This window comes from Hydrogenophaga sp. ZJX-1 (assembly GCF_048590325.1).
GTDB lineage: Bacteria > Pseudomonadota > Gammaproteobacteria > Burkholderiales > Burkholderiaceae_C > Hydrogenophaga.
Genome location: NZ_JBMBRA010000002.1, coordinates 120,292 through 138,473, shown reverse-complemented (window position 1 = coordinate 138,473; position 18,182 = coordinate 120,292). Strand labels below are relative to the sequence as shown.

Below are 18,182 nucleotides of genomic sequence, written 5' to 3'. Positions count from 1 at the left end.
GTAAGACTTGTTGAACTGTGAACTTCTAAACAGGATTGAGATTGCCATGCTTGGAAGCAACTGGGGGCTGAGGGACCGGCCAGAACTCGGCGCGATGAATGCCGTCAGCAAGTTAATGAGGTTCATCGACCTTGCAGATCGGTTTGCACTGCCGGACTTCGCTCATGCGCGTACTTTGTTGATTGGCTCTGACTACAGCGGGCAGCACTCTACGTCCGACTTCGAGGCTCTCGGATTCTTGATTGCCGACTCAGATCGACTCCAGCCATGGCACGATGCAAGGCGTAGCCTGCGAAGCACCAACTTGCCGAATGGCAGAAGGATGTCCTTCAAGAATCTTGGTGACAAGAAGCGCACGGCGGCATTGCCCCGATTCTTAGATGCGGCCGAACAGATTCAAGGTCTTCTTTTGGTGGTGCTCGTGGACAAGAGAATCAAAAGACTCTTTCAGCATGCCGGTGATGATGCGCGGGCAAACAGCGACGGAGATCTTCTATCCAGTTGGCCATCAAAGGTAGAAGAGAAGTTGCTGCGCATATGCCATGTCGCCGCGTTGCTCGTCGCTGGCCTATCGCGTCCGGGGCAAAACGTCGTCTGGATTAGCGACCAAGACGAGATCGCAGCCAACGATCAGCGATTGCGACAACTTACCGAAGCTTCCGGTCGGATCATGAGCGCGTATCTCGAGCACTCGCTCGGCCACTTGCGAGTGGGGACGACTGCTTCCGACAGCGGCACTCGGGACGTCGAAGACTTCGTGGCTATTGCCGATCTCGCTGCAGGTGCTCTTTGTGAAGTCCTCAACGCGCACCGTCGTGCAGGCGTTGATTTTCCATTGGACATATTCGTCCCGAATCAGAAGGGGATGGCGTCCAAAATTGACCCACTGACGTGGTGGCTGTCGAGGAAACGAAGTCAACTCAAGAAGATCGCGCTTTCGCTTGAGCCGATCGCAAACTCGTCCAAAGTGAACGTAAGGCACTACGACTTTTCTGCGCACTGGCTACACGAGTACGGACGATTTCTTTGACGTCTGGGTATGACGCAGGATCTGCACGTGAACGCTGCCGAACGAGTTGAGAAATCAGGAGCAAACAGTACAAGGGCAAGACTTGCGTTTATTGAGCCAGGCCGGGGACTTCTTCGGCTGTTGGGGGGCAGGTCAGTTCATGCCCAGTTCATGAACGAGGTCGGGGCGTCGAATTTCACCGACACGATCACTTAACTTCAAATGAAGGCGGAAAACTCTTCCTCGCTTGAGGTTGTCAGAACTACCGGGCTGATTCACCTCGGTGAGCAGGCCGTCACCTACGAAGGATGCTTCACACCCATCGATAAGCCCATGTCGATGTGCCCTCCCTGAGCGGGGCAATCCGTGTTAGCAAGCGCTGTCTATTGGCAGCTTCTTGTCCGTGAGAAGCCAGTCAGGGGTGCGTCGCGAAGGACTGCTGTCGCTGCAGAAGAGTCCTTCAACAGTGCGAGGCGAAAGGTTCCAAAAGGTGGAATCACGGCGTTCATCACACCTTGCGCGGTTCCTGCTGTAGACATCTTCAGTAGAGCCAGGAACAGCTCAGCATGAGGACCCTTGACTGGGTCACAGGTGCGAGAAGCCATTCACTGCTTTGGTGCTCGCCCAGGATCGCAAAAAGTGAAGTGCAAAATTCAACAGTGAACAGTCGGGCTTCTGCTCATTTTTTGAACCCAACTGGAAAATCTCAAAGGAACCACGTCTCAGTCCTGGGCTTTTAGCATCCGACGCGACGAGCGTTGTATTCTCATTTTCATGGACACAAAAAGCGCGGTTCTCAGCGAGGTCATGACCTACCAAGGACTCCGGTTCCAGTGGTTGGTGCTGTTCGACGCGTCAGACAACGCAGTCTGCAAAACTCGCATTGGGGTGGCTGACGTTGCCAGCGACTGGAGCGAAATCGTTGGAAGCGTCCGTGCTGAGGACTGGGCCCAGTTTCCGACCATCTTTCCGGACATGCCGCTCAGCCTATGTGGGGGTGAGATCGACAAGTTGCTTGAGCACACCACGGCAGACCGTTTGAAGCGCAATCCCCTGCCCGGGTGGAAGCCGGTGGATTGGTTCGCTGCTGGCTTGCCCGTGCAGATACCGGTGAACGTGTCGCGCCGCTTCACCGAGCTGAGGTAACAGGACGCTTCTCCCCCTCCCTTGTCGGGCAGGCTCTGCGTCAACGGTTCGACCGCTTCCCCCGCTCAGGATCAGCCGTCGCCATCAGCATGTGGGCTGGGAACTGCCTCATGAATTCCATCGATCGGACGGCCGGCGCATCCAGCCACTCGTCGTACTGGTCCTCGCGCAGGATGACAACCATGCGTTTTTCATCCTGAGGCTTGTGAAAGTGCTTGAACACTTCATGCTCGTCGGCATTGACCGTCAGCATGGTGAAGCTGAAGACCTCGTCACCGGTCGCTTTCCGGTTGCTGGTCCATAGACCGGCAATGCCCATGGGTTTGCCGTCCTTGCGCTGGATGCGGGTCGGCATCGCTGAGCCACTGCGCCAGTCCGGCTCGTAAATGCGCTCCACCGGGACGATGCAGTGCTGGCCGTTTCTCCAGGCATCCCGGAAGCTGGGCTTCTCGGCAACCGTCTCGGAGCGCGCGTTGTAGGTGCGCCGGCCAAAGGTCAGTTCACCCGCCCAGTGCGGAATCAGCCCGAACAGCCCGGCCATGGCCTCCCGCGGGGGGACGGCCTCGTCACCCACATCCTTGTGAGGGTGCCGGCGGATGAAGCAGCCTTCGTAGAGCGGCCAGACCTGAGCCTTGGCCGCTGGTGGGGCATCCACCCCGAAATACAGCCGCAGTCTCTCCGTGCTGACCACGGCGTCGTAGTTGGAACACATGGGCGCATTCTGGCCGGAAACGGGCGTCGGCCTTATACTGGATAAATGAACAGCATATGCACCAGCTCCGCGCCCCAGCTCCTGGCGGCCACACCGCTGGTGCTGCCCATGTCCGAAGGACACGTGCGGGCCGGCTTTCCCTCGCCGGCTGAAGACTTCGCGGTCAACCGGCTGGATCTCACACAAATTCTCGTCACCCATCCCCAGGCCACCTTCCTGTTGCGCGTGGCCGGCACCTCCATGCGCGAGGCCGGCATTGATGACGGCGACACCCTGGTGGTGGACAAAGCAATCAAACCCCGGCACGGTCATGTCGTGGTGGCGGTGGTCGATGGTGAGTTCACCGTCAAATACCTGCATCAGCGGGCCGGGCGTGTGCGCCTGAAGGCCGCCAACCCCACCTTCCCAGACATCGTGCCCAAGGACGGCCAGACCGTCGAAGTCTGGGGTGTGGTCTCTTCCTGCATCAAACGCTTCACCGTCTGAGCGGACCCCGGATGCAAAGGAACCGGCCATGTACGCCCTGGTCGATGGCAACAACTTCTACGTCTCGTGCGAACGGGTGTTCCGGCCCAGCCTGAACGGCCGGCCTGTCATCGTGCTCTCCAACAACGATGGCTGTGCCATCGCGCGCAGCAACGAAGCCAAGGCGCTGGGCATCAAGATGGGCGCCCCCTGGTTCAAGATCCGACACATGGAGCAGGAAGCCGGGCTGGTGGCCCTGTCAGCCAACTTCACGCTCTACGGCGACATGAGCGACCGCATGATGAGCCTGGCCGCCGGGCTGGGGCCATCGCAAGAGATCTACTCCATCGACGAGAGCTTCATTGGCCTGCAGGGGGTGCGTGGTGACCTGGTCAGCCGCGCCTTCAAGGTGCGCGCCCGCATCCACCAGTGGACCGGCATCCCCACCTGCATCGGCATCGCGCCCACCAAGACCCTGGCCAAACTGGCCAACCACATCGCCAAGACGGCAGAGAGAAAACCCGGCAGCTACCCCCAGATGCTGGCCCAGGTCTGCAACCTGGCCACCCTCCCGGCGCAGGACCTGGACGATGTGCTGCAGGCCACCGCCGTGAGTGAGGTATGGGGCGTCGGCCCCCGCATCGCCAAGCAGCTGCAGGACGGCGGCATCCGGACTGTCCTGGATCTCACCCGGATGGACACGGCCACGATTCGCCGCGGCTGGAGTGTCACGCTGGAGAAGACCGTGCGTGAACTGCAGGGCCAGTCCTGCATCGAGCTGGACGATGCCCCAGGACCGAAACAGCAGATTGCCTGCACGCGTTCGTTTGGCAAACCCATGCACGAGCTGGGACCGCTGGTTGAAGCCGTGAGCGAATTCGCCGGCCGGGCGGCGGAGAAGCTGAGGAAACAGAACTGCCTGGCCAGCGAGCTGCTGGTTTTCATGCACACCTCGCCCTACCGGCCAGGGGCCCAGTGCTCACGCAGCGTGGTGGTGCCACTGCGCCGGCCGACCGACGACACCTTGGCTCTGGCTCAGGCCGCAGCCGACGGCATGCGCTACATGTACGTGCCGGGGTTTCGGTTCATCAAGGCGGGCGTCATCCTGGTCGAACTGCAACCGGCAAGTGTTCAGCAATGGGAACTGGACCTCGAACCGCTTGCGCATGAAGACGCAGCAACGGCAACCACGCCACGTGACCGCTCCAGGCTGATGACCGCGATGGATGCCATCAACTGCCGCTATGGAAAAGGGACCGTGCATTCAGCGGCCACGGGCAAGCAGGGGCCAAAACGGGAGTGGGGAATGAAGCAGGAGAGGCGAACGCCGCAGTACACGACCCGCTTGGAGGATGTGCCGGTGGTGAGGGCGTGACAGACCTGGGTCTGTGGCCAAGGATCCAGGTTTCAAGCCGACCTCAGAGAGGCGCTTCCGTGATAGCACCATTTCGGGCCAGCAGAGGCAACGGCGGACGGTGCTAACCTGTTCGTGCGGACTCCTGCATCGCATTGCGGGACCGTTGGCTTGTAGGCGAAGGCAGGCACAGGCATTGCCATCAATCTCTGAGTGAGCTGGTGACTGGGCCTAGAACCATGCCCATAGTCGACGCAGCACGATGGGAGCCGGGATGCGCAAGGGCTTGTAGTGCTGACGAAAGGTGGAAGACATGCTGGACTCCTCGGGAACAGTGCGTTGACCAGAGCATACTGTAAATAACATCAGTACTTGTTGCAGGTACCCTTGGAGAGTCGGGTCAGGTGATGCCAGCGCCATCTGCACCTGCGATATCCTCGCGCCGTCATCCCCAACCGACGGAGCACCCATGTTCAAGACCTCCCTGTTCACCGCATCTGTGCTGATGCTTCTGTCCCATGCTGCCTGGGCGCAAGATCTCACCTGCACGGCCGCCGCGAGCGAGAAGAAGCTGGCCGGTGCAGCCAAGACCTCCTTCCTCAAGAAGTGCGAAAAAGACGCCACCGCCCGCTGTGTTCTGCTCGCGCAGGATAAGAAACTGGCAGGTGCTGCCAAGAACAGTTTCACCAAGAAATGCATCAAGGATGCCGTCGGCAGCTGAGTCGTCTGAGCAGACTGTGACCTCCACCTGGAGCCGCCAGGTGTGATCAAGGTCATGGTCCTGAGCCGGCATTCAGACAGCTTCTGCAAGATTTGACAGGACGGCAATCCGGATCCAGGCGCTGGAACCGACAATCTTCTCGGACTCTCATCATCAGGAGTCCACCTCCCTGAAAGGTGCCGTGAAGCACCTGTTCGCCCGGCGTAGTCCGGGCATTTTTTTGAGGGTCATCGCGTGACCGGTCGACATTCCCACTGGCAATTTTTCCTGATGCTGATCGCCTGCTGGTCGATCAGCGGTTTGCTACACGCTCAGAGCATCCAGGGGCTTGTCGTGTCCATCGCCGACGGCGACACCTTGACCGTGCTGGATGCCCAGAAGGTACAGCACAAGATCCGTCTGTCGGGTATCGACACCCCGGAGCGTCGCCAGCCGTTCGGGCAACGCGCACGCGAAGCCCTTTCAACGCTGGTCTTCCAGAAGGTCGTCCTGGTGCTCACAGAAAAGAAGGACCGCTACGGTCGCTGGGTGGGCAAGGTGATCAGCGACGGCCGGGACGTGAACCTGTCTTTGGTGGTCGATGGCTGGGCCTGGCACTACAAGAAGTACGCCGGTGAACAGAGCTCATCGGATCGGCTGCTCTATGCGAATGCCGAGGATGATGCGCGATCCCAGCACCGCGGCTTGTCGGCTGATCCCCACGCCATTCCCCCATGGGAATGGCGTGCAGGCTCTCGCTGAGCCGACATTGCCTGTCTTGGTGCGCTCAGAGTCGGTTCATGACTGGCCGCAGAAGGCCAAAGTGCGCCTGACCTTCCCGGTCGGAAATACCCAGGTTAGAGCGATGGAGTCGGGCTAACGCTCTTCCCCAACAAGGGTCGAGCGGTTCATCAGGTTCCATGCCTGTTCAGCCGCATGGTGCAGGGCATCCTGAACAGAATGGGGTGTGGGCTCCTTCGCATAGGTCATGGCCAGGATGGCCAGCGGATGAACGCCCAACACCTCCGCCAACTGGTCCACCTCGCTCAGCGTGGGAATCTTCAGGCCTCGCTCCAGTGCACTGATGAAAGTCCTGCTGGAGCACACATCAAAGGCATGTTGATGGACCATCAGGTCCGTCTGGCAGGGGCTGAGCCAGTGTATACAGGGCTATACGTGGTTAGAGTTTGATAGATATCGATATATATCGGTAGCATTTTCTGGACGTTTCCCCGAATGCGGCTCTGCACGGCTCGTCCATTGCCTGCAGTTCAGGGGCCCGACCAACCTCGTCGAAACGTCGACTTGTAGGGCTGGTTGCACAGGAGGCTTGTCGATGGCCATTGGTCCACATAGAGTGTTCGAATGTTCCTGTTTGATCGATCATGTGGCGGTGAAGGAGCACTCAATTCGCGGGTGTTGCTGTTGTGATCGACGGTGCTCCAACACTGTTGTCTTGGCTGCCTGGGGAAACGTTCTTCAGTTTGTGCAGTCGCCACCATGTGCTCACTGGTCACAGCGTCAGTTCGCGCACCACCATGCAACTGTTTGGCCACAGGCGCCAAGGTGTGCAACACGATTTGCCTTGTTGTCTGGATGATTTTGCCCGGCGTACCGACCTTCGCCTAGGAGGCCCTCAGGAGATTGCGCTGGAACGCACGCTGCTGAGCTTCTACCGACCGTTTCAGACTCAGCAATTGACCTCAGAGGTTGTTGCAGCGATGTGCGGTGGCTCTGTTGCCCACGTCAAATTTCGGATGGGTCTGCTCACGAGCAGATTCCGCGCAAACCATCCGCTAAAGGCCTGCCCAGCTTGCATGGACCGGGACAGGCGTGAGCACGGGTGGGTGTATTGGCATCTGCAGCATCAGTATCCCGGCGCCTGGGTGTGCGAGGAACATCAAGCCCTGCTGCTCAGTTCCTCATTGAAGTCAACGGGTGTGGAGCGCTTCTCGTGGCACCTTCCGTCCATTGACCATCTGACGCCAGTGACGGTGGACGTTGCCCCAGTGTCATTTCAATCTCTCGCACATCTGAGCAGATTTGTTGCCGAGTTGTTTGCTCGAAGGTCGACTCAGGGCGCATTGAATGGTGTCTTGCTCCAGCAGGCTCTGCGCACGGATCTGAAAAACCGGGGGTGGATGACAGCCAGTGGCCGACTGAAACTGGCCCAGATGTCGGCTTCGTACCTCAACCATGTGCAGGCGCTTCGTTGCGTTCCGGAACTGAGCGGATTGGCGAAGAACGATGGCGAAGCTGTACGCGATCTGGGTCGCTTGTTGCGTTCGACCAGAGGAGGAACGCACCCATTGCGATGGCTGGTCGGGGCATCCTGGCTGTTTGAGGACGCAGGCGCTTTTGCAGCGGCCATCGAAAACTGGGAAACGCCTGAGTCTGAGTGGACGCCAGCGGAGTGCGCCTCTGCGCGCCGAATTTTCATGTTTCCGAAGCAGAGCCGGCATGCGGAGGCCATCGGCGACCAGCGGCAGCGAGCGCTTGTGATGATTCGCGAGGGGGTTGCAGTGTCAGCCGCTGCGGCTGCCGTTGGCGTTTCGGTTGTCACTGCCATGGCTTGGGCTGCTGACGCTGGCATTGAAACCAAGCGACGTGCCAAGCTGTTGAAACCCGAGAGGTTGCAGGCAGTGCTCGAAGATCTGCGGCACGGTGCAGACAAGGCGGATGCGGCACTCAGGCACGAAGTGTCCGTCTGCTCGATCACCAGAATTCTGCGCACACATCCCGGCTTGCATGAGACTTGGAGAACAGCCCGGAGCCAGCGAGTTCAGGAGGCAGCCAGGGGGGCCTGGCTGAGCCTTCGAAAAGCTTTTGGATCAGCAGGCATAAAGATCCTGCGCGCGATGGACCCAGCGCTCTACATCTGGCTGTATCGGAATGATCGCAACTGGCTGAAGGCCCACCAGCCTGAACCCATCGTCAGGCATGCAGACCAGCAGGCTGCTGCAGTGCATTGGGATGAAAGAGATCAATGGTTGAGTCAACGTGTGCGCACAGTGGTCCTTGATCTGTGCGCAGAACGTCAAAGGGCACTGAAGTTGTGGGAGATCTACCAGGCTGTACCTGAACTCAAGCCCAAGCTTCGAGTCTTGGATCGGCTGCCTTTGACCCGTCAAGCCATCCAGACAGCGCTTCAAAGGCGCGCATCAACCATCCGCCTCGACGGCGATCTGTTATGACGGTCTGGATAGATCGTCGAAAAGCACGATGCTTCATGGGATGCATCAATGCTATTGGTTAATGCTCTATGCATATTGAGTCGTCCCTGATTTATTCAAATGCGAGCGCCGACGGGGCGCTGGACTGAACCGGTGAGTGCGCGAGTGAGCAGCGTACCCAACGCGTCTTGCCAGTTCGGCGACATGCCCGCCACCGTGCACAGTCGCAAGTAAAGCCGGCGCAAGAAGGTCACCCCCTTCTTTGCAATCATGCGCAGCAGCCAGCGGATGTTGTAGCCCGCCGCACACAGCACCGCGTGCAGTCGGTCGCCCTGCGCACCCTTGAGGTGGCAGCGATCCATGCGGTGATCGGCCTTGAGGTGGCCGATGATCGGTTCGATCGCCTGACGACGCCTGAGCTGGCGCCGCTCCTGCTCGCTGATCCGTTTGGACTTGCCCCGGTGCACGATGTGCACATCCGGGTTGTCCGCATCCACGCCCCGATAGCCCAGATCCACGAACACCGTCGCTGGCTTGGCCGCACGGTCCTGCATCAGGATCCTCGCCTGCTCCAGTTGCTCGTTCAGGGTATGGCCGTCGTACGGGTTGCCGTGGAAGGCCTTGGCCCCCACGATCAGATTGCCCTGCAGCGTGCTGGCAATGCCCACCTTCACGCCGAACTCGTAGGGCGTTCGGGCCTTGCCCTTTGAGATGCAGTCCACCTCCGGGGCATGCCAGGCGTAGAGCTTGGGTTGTCCATCGGCGGCTTTGCGCTGGCCGCTCTGGTCCACGATGCGCCGGGCTTTGTTCAAAGTCTCACCCAGCGCCTGCCGCACGGCCGCCCCGATGGCGCTGGCCTTGCGGTCCACCTCGCGCTGCAGTCGGCCCACGATGGTGCGCTGGCGCCCGATGGCGCGGCGCATTCGCTTGAACTGGCGGGCATGGGCATAGCGTCCGGCCTTGCGGCTGAGGTCCCGGCCTTCCTTGACAAACGTCTGCTTCAGATCGATGCCCGCATCCTTGGCCGCCTCCACCAGCTTGGCGCGCGCCGTCTCCAGCAGGCGGTTGTCGGTGGGGTGCGCAATGGCCTTGTGTTGCACCGTGCTGTCCACGATCACGCGGGTGAGCTCCTGCGGCTTGATCAGCTTGAGCTCGACAGCCACGTTGATGGTCTGCGCAAGCAGCTCCTCCACGCCTTCTTCGCCCAGCAACTGGCGGAACTTGACCAGGGTGGTGGCGTCGCAGGGCTGGCGGTCTTCGTAGTACGCACAGCCCGAGAAGAACTGCCAGCGGGGCGTATCGGCCCAGCGGGCCACGACACCCTCGTCGGACTCGTTGAAGGCATGTTTGAGGTACAGCAGCGCGATCATGATGCGCAGCGGCACGCGGGGGCGTCCGGCGTTGCTGGCAACGGCCACACGCTGCACCTGTTCACCGAAAAGATCCAGGTCGGGCATGGCCACACCGGCGCGGCCCTTGCGGGAGAACACCTGGGCCACCCGTGCTTCGATCTCCTGCCAAGGCATGCGCGAGGCCAGCACGGCCAGCGGATGACGCAGGTCAATCATGTGGTCGATGCGCGAGCGAAAGAAATCGTCGGTGGCGGGGCAGGCAAACATCACGGCAGAACTCCCAGAAAACAGCCCCTATTGGAATTCAAACTGGGAGTCCTGCGCCCCCGAGATCACCCCAGAAGCCAGTGTTCATGCGGGTTCTGGTGGTTCTTCAGGGGCGACTATTGAAGGTCGACCTTCAATCCAGAGATCTGGACGCTGTTTTTTGATCAGGGTGGGGGAAAACATCAACTCAGAAACCCTACCAGGGCGTGCCCTGAACCCATACCCAATCGGCGTGCTCTCGGCAGCCCTGTGTTGCCCCACCGGGCTTTGATGAACGTGCCGAGAGCTCGTGCCGGGCTGGCAGGTCAAACGGAAGCTATTTGCTGTTGCGTGCTCGCCGTGCATGGGGCAGTGCACGCTGTTTGTTTTATGCTTGACATGCAAATATGTGTTTAGTTATGCTTTAAGCATGATTCAGCAGGATGTCAAATCACGGGTTTTGAAGGCATCAGACCTGTGCCGCAGGCAAGGCATCACACAGGCGCAGATCGCCGAGGCGCTGGGTGCCAGCCAATCTCAAGTCAGCCGCATCCTCGGCGGCAAGGGCTTTCGAAAATCCCGTTTGTTGGAAGAGGTCTGTCTTTACGTTGAGCGACTCGAAACCGGTGTAACGGTTGAGGCGGTGCGGGAGAATGAAGAATTGCTCGAAGCACTGCGGCAAGCTTGGGATGGATCGGCGGTGCATGCCAAAGCTTTGTCCTCAGTGATCCGATCTTTGGCCGTGTTGCGCCCAGATGGGCAGGGCGGTGAGTCAAAGATGGAGGAGGCTGTATGAGTCTGATTCGCCCCGAACCACTACCCGACGAATTGGCCAATGGTTATGCGGGGCGGATCAGGCAACACAACGGTTGGATCGACGAAAAATGCACTATGCGTGAACTGCTTCGATGGTCTGGCCGCCATGGCCAAACTTTGCGAGATGTTCCGCCTGTCGAGTTGCTGGCTAAAGCGGCCGGGATGAATTTGCATTCCTTTGTGCATGAGCACTCGATGTTGCCCTTGCGCCGTGCAATCACCAGTAATTCGCCTGGTGAATTGCTGGGTGGAGCGCGACAAACGACCGCGTTGTGGTCTCTTGCGATGCGTCCGATGCGTCCACATGCGTACCTCTGTCCGCGATGCATAGCAGAGGATGTAGGTTTTCATGGGGAGTCCTATTGGCGTCGAGAACATCAGATTCCAGGACGCTATCGATGCGTCAGGCATGAGTGCGCATTGAGCTACGTATCGTTGCCGAAAGCCTATCTAGCCGGTCCAGCTGCCTGTCTTGGTGCGGTGCATCAAGCGCCGCAAGGGGTTCACGAGCAGAGCCAATCCTCAAACGCAATAGAGCGCTACCTCGACATTTGCAGCTGTTTGCTACATGTTGACACACCGCGCGATGAACTGGCAGTTTCCCGAGTCGCGAAGGCGAGGGTGAAGGCGCTAAATCTGGGATTTCACGTTGGGAAGGGTGCCGTTACCAAGGCACTGCTCAGTGATCGACTCAGGTTGAATTTCGATGGGGCGTGGTTGGAATCCGTGATACCTGGATTAATGAACGTGCCGAGAGGCAAATTTTGGTCCCCTGTGGATAGGGTCTTACTGAATAATCGATCAGGCATGAGCGTCATCGCTTATGCGCTGGTCTTCGCGGTGCTCTACGATTGCGCCGATGATGCTGCCAATGCGATCATTTCAGCGGAGTTGCTTTCAACCAAGGGCAGACCGAATTTGAAAATGGGTCGGTTGCCCTCTTATGAGCAACTTCGAGTCGGCTATATCTTGGCGCAAATCAATCGCAACAGATGGCGAAAATTAGACAGGATGGAGACCGATAGGCTTGAACGGGTTGTTCAAACACTTCTACTTGATTACAACCCATTGGGTGAGGCCTCTCGAAAAAACAAAATGAGCTATGCGGAGGTGCGCGGCGCGCTGCTTGCAGCAATCAATCCCATACGCAACGCTCCCACTGAAATAAACTCCATTAGGGCAGTGCGAAATCCCGGTCACCCGTTGGTAAAGGACTTGGTGCGAGAGCGACTGGACTGACTCGCGCACAGCTTCCCTCACACGACCGTACTTCGCACTTCGGCAGGTGCGAGACACTGCGATGCAAGAACACCAAGCTTGATCAATCTCAGGAAGTGGAGGATGCATTCGTGGACTGCTGCCAAAAACTTCTCCAGAAATTCGTGTCAGCTTGTGTCAAGTCTTCGTACCTGCTCATCGCAACCGCATTGCCCTCACGAATGGCTTTGACAGCGTGTTGAAGGGGTGCCAACCAAGTGGATGCAGCGGTAGTGAAGTCTGCATGCCTCAGATCGTCGTCGCGGCGTTCGAACGCAACCCGGTGGGCACCGATCCAAAGCGCGATGATGATTCGTGGGATTCCGGCGGTCAGGTCAATGATCAGTTTTGCCAGTGCGTCGTCAACCCGCAGAGGCGTTTCAACATACTGATATCGGCCCAGCACAGGCAGGAAGATATTTCTAAAAGAACCCTCCGTTGGATCAGTAAAGCGGTCGAATCGGTGGTATCCCGCCGTGTTGATTCGCTGCGCAGTGCTCAACCTCTTGGTCAGTGCTCCGATGCCGTCGGGGGTTCCTGACACGATGACCGGAATCTGGCCTGTGTTTGTCAGGTTCAAGAACCAGCGGAGAACCTGGTCTTCGACGATGCTCAGTTCCAGCCGTGATTCAGTACGGTTTTTTCTTTCCTTGAGACTGCGAATCTTGAACAGGTTCTGGATCTCATCAAGGTGGAGAATGCCGAGAAAATGCGAGGTTGCCACCTGGCGCCATTCATCCAGGGCTTTCATCCCGTCGATCCGATCCTTGGACAGTACAGCATCAAAGCGTGAGCCTCCTGTGGCGTTGTGCCAGGCGTGCATGAGTGATCGAGCCAAATCGCTAGCTCTTCCTGATGGGGGTACTTCAACAGACAACCACACAACTTGCACGTGGCGTCCCACCAGTTTTGGAAAGGACTCGTGAGCAACGACCTGTGGACCCAGCGCATGCAAGGACCGCAGGCACGCCTCCGTTTTTCCGACACCTGAGAGGCCCTCCACAGCGGCGGACAGAGATTTTGGAAGTCGAATCCCTGCTGCGGTCGCCTCACCGCTGATGGCGGTCCACGTCATCGCCTGTCGTGGGTCTCGGTAGCTGTATCCTTGCTTGATCATCAGATCAATCGACTGGACCAGTTGACACTCGATGGCCGAGGGTATGTGCAAATCGCGGACCTGCATCAGATGGTGCAGGCGTTCGTGCTTGGGAAGTTTTGATACGTCGCGAGGAACCGGTGGAAGATACGTCAGTCTTCCAAGAACTTCATTCGGATCTGGAGTGGATGAGAGTGATTGGATGAGCAAGTTGTCCGTGTAGGTGGACGTGGTTTCTGGGATGCGCTTCATCAGTCACTCTCCATCTTGGTTCAGTGTTCTGAGAAATTCCGCGAGGCGGTCTTCATGCGCCTGCATGGCTTCGTCGCGCAGCTGTTCGCCCACAGCCTTTTCAGATGCATCAGGGCCGTTGCCAGCCGCGACCTCCATGATCCTGGCCTCGGTGAAATTGGGGCGAGAACCAGTAGATTTTTCAATGGCTTCGCGCGTCATTCGCTTGCCGCTTTCAACAATTTCACGAATGCGCTCGGCGGTTCGAAGACTGAAATCCAGACGGTGGTGATCGTTCTCCCGCTTGTTCAGGGCCGCGATTGCTATGGCATCGTTCCATTCATCCAAGCTGTGCTCAGCAGTAGCTCTCGCCTCGGAAGTGATTCGAAATTCACTGAGTCCTTGGTGGCCAGGAATTTGAGTCCAGAGCGAACCCATGGACGCTGGATGGTGATAGGCGTCGATGTCCCAACCTCCCAGATTGCGTGCCGTCGCAGTCCAGTTAAGCTCGTCAAGCGCGGGGTGAGAGTATTCGCACCCTGCAAACCTGACCCCATCTCGACGAACGCGAGCGGTCGATCGGGGCAACAATTGTTCGATTAACTGGTCTGAGTGAACCTCGCGCCGATAGGCCAAGCCCACGTCGTAGCCCCATCGCCAAATCCCGGCCGGGCTGGGAAAAACGCCTGCTCCAATCATGTCTGTATCCAATTTATTCCGCCGATCAGCGTTGAAGTTGTAGTTTGTAAACACCTCAAAAAGAAAAGCGACGTACTCTTGCAGGGTTAGAACTGACTCATCGGGGTGAGACTTTCGCAGCTCAAGTTCTTTTCGGCGGTAATCGATTGCTCCGGGGATAAACAGATACTGTTCATCCTTAGCAATGCGGTTTGTGACCTCAACCAGACCCTTGAGGTCGCCGCGATATGGCGGTGTGAAGGAGACGTCGTAGTCAAGTTTCAGGGATGTTAGAGCATGGCACTTTGAAAGGTACTCGCCGCGATCGCACAGCAGCTGATAGCACAAAGTCGGATAGGGAAACAGACTCCCCATTGGGGTGTAGTCGTAGATTTTTTGAAAGATGTCTGGACCACTCGTTGCATTGAAGAGCGCAACGCTGGCGGTCGACCAACTGGGTCCTGTGAGGCATACATAGAAACCCACGATGGCCGTGGACCACACATCCACGACAATGTAGAGCACGGGCCGACCGATGATCCAGGCGCGGTTGATGGAGGATCGAAGGAAGACATCACCGATGGTCGAGTCGATGGCCCAGAGGTGGTTCGGTCCGGCCTTTCCTGCCCACATGCGTGACTTGAGCCCTCGCAACTGCGAATTGAAGTGGCGCTTGGTCGTTCGCTCGATGAGGCGTTCAAGTCGTTGTAGCTCTTTGGTCAAAAGCCATTTGACCTGGCTGATGGATGGATACTGACCAAGGGCGGGAGGAATGATGTTGAATTTGCCATCCACTTCCGCCGCGCGTCCGGCAAATCCGGAGCTGATGATCTGTCTGTGTCGCTCTCGCCACGGGGGCTTGGGTAGAGGAATCTTTTTGTCTGCCGCCAGAATCAGAGCAGTCCATTTGGCGGTCATTCCGGGTTGCAATGGTTCGACCTTCTCTCCATGCATCCGCGCGAGACGCTCTTTCAGAGACCTTCGACCTGCTTTTTTTCGAGGTGTTTCGGTACCCGAGGGAGGGTCACAGGGCCTGAAAACGCCCGGGGCACCGCATCGATCGAAATTCGGATACAGACTGCTTTCGTCCAGCCCGTGCCTCAGCAGCTGGGACCACAATTTGTACACAAGCGACTTGCTGATGCTTGACCTGGCCATGGTCTCGCGGACCAGCCCGCCAATGCCGTGGTGAACGACGATGCTTTCCTGTAAATGCTTGATGTCCAGGAATGGACGCATCTGCTCGATCCTGGCGGCATGCAAGATGTCGGCCGCAGATGGAGCGATCTTGTCTTTGACAATGGTTCGACGCTGCAGAGAAAACGGTACCAATTGACCGGCTTCATGCATTGCAAGAAGCTGGTCCCGATCGAACCAGAACAGCTTTCCAACAAAGGGGGCAAGGGGCTTCTTTGGTGGACGTTTGAGTTGACTGACTGGCTTGCATGGGCGACCTGTCTTCTTAATATGATCGGACACGCTCTCAGGCAATATCAAGGCAGCGCATGTCAGGTTCTGCCGAACATCGTCCAGGAGAACGCGGTACACGCCTTCGCGGGCGATCCCATGTTTTTTGTCCGACAGCACGACTCGAAAACAGCTGTTGATCATGAAGTCCATGACGACCTCCTGGCTGCAACAGGGTTCAGTTGGAGGAATTCAGACTGACCGATAAGCCGCAGAGGACGCGATGGGCGCCATTGATGTGCGAGATCAATGGGTAGGAATCCATGCCAAACCGACTGCCAGAGCGCGCGCTGTGAGACGTCGCGCGAACCAAAACGGGCATCAAGCACTTGCAGAAGATCCAGGTACGCGAGGTGGCTGTGCGCTCTGGTCAACGAAGCTGCAGTTTGCAGCATCAGGTCGGGCAGCGACTCTCTGGTCCAGGGTGATATCTGCTCCAGAGATTTCTTGACCTGGGGTGCGAAGAGGTCCGGTGTGAAGAGGAGCCACTCGGCGCCGCGAGCGAGCCAGTAGGCACTTTCGATAGCAAGAAGTTGGCGCGTTCTTTTGGACAATTCACCCCTTGGTTTCACTGCGACTGCCAAAAGCGACTTCCGGCCGCACTCGTGACTTAGGACGACCACAAAATCCGTGGTCTGAACCCACGTGCAGGATGATCCTCCTCCATGAGTCTGAGGATGACGGTATCCAAGGTTCTTGGCGATATCCTGGGTTCCTGGGAATAGATTCAGTGGATTGCCGACGCCGTAACGTGTGAGTGGATGCGTCGAGGGCTCGGTTGAAAGTGGATACTGCTCGAGGCAATCTTCAACCCTGGGCAACATACTGATGAAGTGCAAGCACGACCGTTCCAGATCGCTTAGCAAGTGGCTGAATCTGCCGCGGAAAAGGTGCCAGTGGCTGCGCCCTGAACTGGCAGGGTCTCCCCGCGATACCCGGTGCCAGGGGATGTAGTCTTGCAGGATGCCAGTGCCTCTTCCTTCTCTTTGAAAGCGGTTGAGGACGGCAGGTGTGAAGCGTTTCGTCGTGCGCATGGGTGCCCCGCTGAAATGGATATGAAAGCGGGGATTGACGAAAGCGCAGGCGCAGCCATACACTTGACACGTCCTTCAAGACTTGTCTCAATCCCCGGGACAATCGACGGCGAGCTGGGTGCAACCAGTTCGCCGTTTTTCTTTGTTTGCTAGCTGTCTCTTTTGTCACCTCCCTGCTCTAAAGACTTGTTGAGGATTGACTGAATCGCTAGGGCTTGATGAAGGTCGATCACAGATGACACGCGCAGGACATGTTCGATGAGCTTTCGACTGAGGTCGGGAAGGTGGTGGGAATGACCCTTGCTCAGCTCATGCTCAAAAGCAGGTAGTGCAAGCTGCTGGATTTGAAGCTCGGTCAAGCCAAGGGATTCGACCAGTCGTTTGAAAACGGCCGGACTTGGAGGCGGTCGCTTGCCCGTTTCAATTTCGCAGAGATGGCCAACTGAGATTCCTGCACGTTTTGATAAACGGGTTTGTGTTTCTCCTCGATCAGCCCGCAGCGCGCGAAGCAACTCACCGAACTTTTCGTTGGGAGAGGGTGGGGATACTGACTCCGGATGATTGGATGTATTCTTGCCGGCCATACTTCACTATGACATGTGAAGTTCTATTGGAAAAGGGTATGTATTCAGGCAAAAGGTACCCCACATGCCGAACGTTAAGAGGACGAGAATTCATGCTGTTCGAACCAGGCTCTGGGCGGCACTGGTGGCCGACCAACTTAGGTTCAACGGCAGCAAAGAGATCGAGAGATTTATATGCTCGTCCATTGATCTAGACCTGCACGAACCCTCTGGTGTATTTAGAGGTTACATCTCAGGTCGAACCATGCCATCACGCACGGTAGGGCCAGTTGTCGAGGGGGTGTGGTTGGATCGCGTTGACTGCGTTCTGCCTGGGACTTCCGATTGGTTTCGTTCACCGGTATGGTTTTTACTCGACGATCACTTACCGACAAACAAGGAGATCATGGACTGCATCAGGCTGCTTCCAGAAGCGCTGCAAGTCGAACTTTTAATTTCCGGCACACAACACCTGCCAGAACAATATCAATTCCGTGTGCCATCCGAAAACAGGGTGCTCGTGATCACGCACCATGAAGCCTCATGGAGGCTGGGCGCGCTGGCATGCGTCTATAGATTGGCAGACTTGAATGGAAACAAACTGGTCGCTCGTCGTGCACTACTGACTCTCGTTCAAGCCATCGAGGATATTTGCGCACGGTCCACAGACTCCAGGTTCAGGAACGTTTTCCTTGAATTTAGAGAACTGGTCAGAGAACATGTCAGCAAGTATCTATGGGCCTTGGGCGGATCAGATATGCAGGTTGACTTGAGCGAACATATTCAAGAGCAAAAAGACTTTGAGCTGTTTGATATGCGGATGGAAATATCAGTGCGCAGATGGCTGCGAAATATACTTTGACTTTTTTGTTTTGTGGACACG

The 18,182-nt window shown here is 57.5% G+C and carries 17 protein-coding genes; 10 read left to right on the top strand and 7 right to left on the bottom strand.

Annotated features, from left to right (window positions below):
- The first annotated feature begins 46 nt into the window (after positions 1-46).
- Both ACN5W5_RS05450 and ACN5W5_RS05445 read left to right on the top strand, forming a co-directional pair.
- A complete protein-coding gene (locus ACN5W5_RS05450; protein WP_420047547.1) occupies positions 47-1,030 on the top strand; it encodes a hypothetical protein in 984 nt (327 codons plus the stop codon).
- Between the two features lie 753 nt (positions 1,031-1,783).
- Positions 1,784-2,155, top strand: a complete 372-nt coding sequence (locus tag ACN5W5_RS05445; RefSeq protein WP_420047546.1) for a hypothetical protein — start codon at positions 1,784-1,786, stop codon at positions 2,153-2,155.
- 40 nt (positions 2,156-2,195) lie between these two features.
- Here the strand turns inward: ACN5W5_RS05445 and ACN5W5_RS05440 are convergent, their stop codons facing one another.
- Complete coding sequence (locus ACN5W5_RS05440) at positions 2,196-2,867, bottom strand: SOS response-associated peptidase (protein WP_420047545.1); 672 nt, start codon at positions 2,865-2,867, stop codon at positions 2,196-2,198.
- 45 nt (positions 2,868-2,912) lie between these two features.
- Here ACN5W5_RS05440 and ACN5W5_RS05435 point away from each other — a divergent pair, with 45 nt between their 5' ends.
- The 4 genes from ACN5W5_RS05435 to ACN5W5_RS05420 all read left to right on the top strand — a co-directional run bounded on the left by ACN5W5_RS05435 (position 2,913) and on the right by ACN5W5_RS05420 (position 6,148).
- Positions 2,913-3,353, top strand: coding sequence for a LexA family protein (locus ACN5W5_RS05435; protein ID WP_420047544.1), 441 nt, complete (start codon positions 2,913-2,915; stop codon positions 3,351-3,353).
- 28 nt (positions 3,354-3,381) lie between these two features.
- Positions 3,382-4,707 (top strand): Y-family DNA polymerase, encoded by a 1,326-nt coding sequence (locus tag ACN5W5_RS05430; RefSeq protein WP_420047543.1) that lies wholly within the window; start codon positions 3,382-3,384, stop codon positions 4,705-4,707.
- A gap of 448 nt (positions 4,708-5,155) precedes the next feature.
- Positions 5,156-5,407, top strand: coding sequence for a hypothetical protein (locus ACN5W5_RS05425; protein ID WP_420047542.1), 252 nt, complete (start codon positions 5,156-5,158; stop codon positions 5,405-5,407).
- A 270-nt stretch (positions 5,408-5,677) separates the two neighbouring features.
- Positions 5,678-6,148 (top strand): thermonuclease family protein, encoded by a 471-nt coding sequence (locus tag ACN5W5_RS05420; RefSeq protein ID WP_420047541.1) that lies wholly within the window; start codon positions 5,678-5,680, stop codon positions 6,146-6,148.
- Positions 6,149-6,262: 114 nt separating this feature from the next.
- Here ACN5W5_RS05420 and ACN5W5_RS05415 read toward each other — a convergent pair whose 3' ends face one another.
- Positions 6,263-6,517: a helix-turn-helix domain-containing protein gene (locus ACN5W5_RS05415; RefSeq protein ID WP_420047540.1), complete on the bottom strand. Its 255-nt coding sequence runs from the start codon at positions 6,515-6,517 to the stop codon at positions 6,263-6,265.
- A gap of 296 nt (positions 6,518-6,813) precedes the next feature.
- Between ACN5W5_RS05415 and ACN5W5_RS05410 the strand changes: the two genes are divergently transcribed.
- A complete protein-coding gene (locus tag ACN5W5_RS05410) occupies positions 6,814-8,580 on the top strand; it encodes a TnsD family Tn7-like transposition protein (protein WP_420047539.1) in 1,767 nt (588 codons plus the stop codon).
- A gap of 95 nt (positions 8,581-8,675) precedes the next feature.
- On the opposite strand, the gene ACN5W5_RS05405 is transcribed toward ACN5W5_RS05410, so the two are convergent.
- On the bottom strand, positions 8,676-10,178 hold the full coding sequence (locus ACN5W5_RS05405) for an IS5 family transposase (protein WP_420047538.1): 1,503 nt from the start codon (positions 10,176-10,178) through the stop codon (positions 8,676-8,678).
- Between the two features lie 409 nt (positions 10,179-10,587).
- Between ACN5W5_RS05405 and ACN5W5_RS05400 the strand changes: the two genes are divergently transcribed.
- Positions 10,588-10,953, top strand: a complete 366-nt coding sequence (locus ACN5W5_RS05400; protein ID WP_420047537.1) for a helix-turn-helix domain-containing protein — start codon at positions 10,588-10,590, stop codon at positions 10,951-10,953.
- Positions 10,950-12,212: a TniQ family protein gene (locus ACN5W5_RS05395; RefSeq protein ID WP_420047536.1), complete on the top strand. Its 1,263-nt coding sequence runs from the start codon at positions 10,950-10,952 to the stop codon at positions 12,210-12,212. The genes ACN5W5_RS05400 and ACN5W5_RS05395 overlap by 4 nt, the downstream gene beginning before the upstream one ends.
- 88 nt (positions 12,213-12,300) lie before the next feature.
- Here the strand turns inward: ACN5W5_RS05395 and ACN5W5_RS05390 are convergent, their stop codons facing one another.
- From ACN5W5_RS05390 to ACN5W5_RS05375, 4 genes are all read right to left on the bottom strand, one after another.
- Entirely contained in the window at positions 12,301-13,578 is a 1,278-nt protein-coding gene (locus tag ACN5W5_RS05390) for an AAA family ATPase (protein WP_420047535.1), read from the bottom strand.
- 3 nt (positions 13,579-13,581) lie between these two features.
- Positions 13,582-15,855 (bottom strand): Mu transposase C-terminal domain-containing protein, encoded by a 2,274-nt coding sequence (locus ACN5W5_RS05385; RefSeq protein ID WP_420047534.1) that lies wholly within the window; start codon positions 15,853-15,855, stop codon positions 13,582-13,584.
- Positions 15,843-16,526 (bottom strand): TnsA endonuclease N-terminal domain-containing protein, encoded by a 684-nt coding sequence (locus ACN5W5_RS05380; protein ID WP_420048161.1) that lies wholly within the window; start codon positions 16,524-16,526, stop codon positions 15,843-15,845. The genes ACN5W5_RS05385 and ACN5W5_RS05380 overlap by 13 nt, the downstream gene beginning before the upstream one ends.
- A 359-nt stretch (positions 16,527-16,885) precedes the next feature.
- Positions 16,886-17,320 (bottom strand): helix-turn-helix domain-containing protein, encoded by a 435-nt coding sequence (locus ACN5W5_RS05375; RefSeq protein WP_420047533.1) that lies wholly within the window; start codon positions 17,318-17,320, stop codon positions 16,886-16,888.
- 64 nt (positions 17,321-17,384) lie between these two features.
- Between ACN5W5_RS05375 and ACN5W5_RS05370 the strand changes: the two genes are divergently transcribed.
- A complete protein-coding gene (locus ACN5W5_RS05370) occupies positions 17,385-18,161 on the top strand; it encodes a hypothetical protein (RefSeq protein WP_420047532.1) in 777 nt (258 codons plus the stop codon).
- Positions 18,162-18,182: the final 21 nt, after the last annotated feature.

What these genes read in the sequence shown, in the direction of transcription:
- ACN5W5_RS05370 (WP_420047532.1), top strand. Translation starts at nt 17,385, where the DNA reads ATGCCGAACGTTAAGAGGACGAGAATTCATGCTGTTCGAACCAGGCTC.
- ACN5W5_RS05385 (WP_420047534.1), bottom strand. Translation starts at nt 15,855, where the DNA reads ATGGACTTCATGATCAACAGCTGTTTTCGAGTCGTGCTGTCGGACAAA.
- ACN5W5_RS05400 (WP_420047537.1), top strand. Translation starts at nt 10,588, where the DNA reads ATGATTCAGCAGGATGTCAAATCACGGGTTTTGAAGGCATCAGACCTG.
- ACN5W5_RS05425 (WP_420047542.1), top strand. Translation starts at nt 5,156, where the DNA reads ATGTTCAAGACCTCCCTGTTCACCGCATCTGTGCTGATGCTTCTGTCC.
- ACN5W5_RS05380 (WP_420048161.1), bottom strand. Translation starts at nt 16,526, where the DNA reads ATGTTGCCCAGGGTTGAAGATTGCCTCGAGCAGTATCCACTTTCAACC.
- ACN5W5_RS05440 (WP_420047545.1), bottom strand. Translation starts at nt 2,867, where the DNA reads ATGTGTTCCAACTACGACGCCGTGGTCAGCACGGAGAGACTGCGGCTG.
- ACN5W5_RS05390 (WP_420047535.1), bottom strand. Translation starts at nt 13,578, where the DNA reads ATGAAGCGCATCCCAGAAACCACGTCCACCTACACGGACAACTTGCTC.
- ACN5W5_RS05405 (WP_420047538.1), bottom strand. Translation starts at nt 10,178, where the DNA reads ATGTTTGCCTGCCCCGCCACCGACGATTTCTTTCGCTCGCGCATCGAC.
- ACN5W5_RS05375 (WP_420047533.1), bottom strand. Translation starts at nt 17,320, where the DNA reads ATGGCCGGCAAGAATACATCCAATCATCCGGAGTCAGTATCCCCACCC.
- ACN5W5_RS05420 (WP_420047541.1), top strand. Translation starts at nt 5,678, where the DNA reads ATGCTGATCGCCTGCTGGTCGATCAGCGGTTTGCTACACGCTCAGAGC.
- ACN5W5_RS05435 (WP_420047544.1), top strand. Translation starts at nt 2,913, where the DNA reads ATGAACAGCATATGCACCAGCTCCGCGCCCCAGCTCCTGGCGGCCACA.
- ACN5W5_RS05415 (WP_420047540.1), bottom strand. Translation starts at nt 6,517, where the DNA reads ATGGTCCATCAACATGCCTTTGATGTGTGCTCCAGCAGGACTTTCATC.
- ACN5W5_RS05450 (WP_420047547.1), top strand. Translation starts at nt 47, where the DNA reads ATGCTTGGAAGCAACTGGGGGCTGAGGGACCGGCCAGAACTCGGCGCG.
- ACN5W5_RS05430 (WP_420047543.1), top strand. Translation starts at nt 3,382, where the DNA reads ATGTACGCCCTGGTCGATGGCAACAACTTCTACGTCTCGTGCGAACGG.
- ACN5W5_RS05445 (WP_420047546.1), top strand. Translation starts at nt 1,784, where the DNA reads ATGGACACAAAAAGCGCGGTTCTCAGCGAGGTCATGACCTACCAAGGA.
- ACN5W5_RS05395 (WP_420047536.1), top strand. Translation starts at nt 10,950, where the DNA reads ATGAGTCTGATTCGCCCCGAACCACTACCCGACGAATTGGCCAATGGT.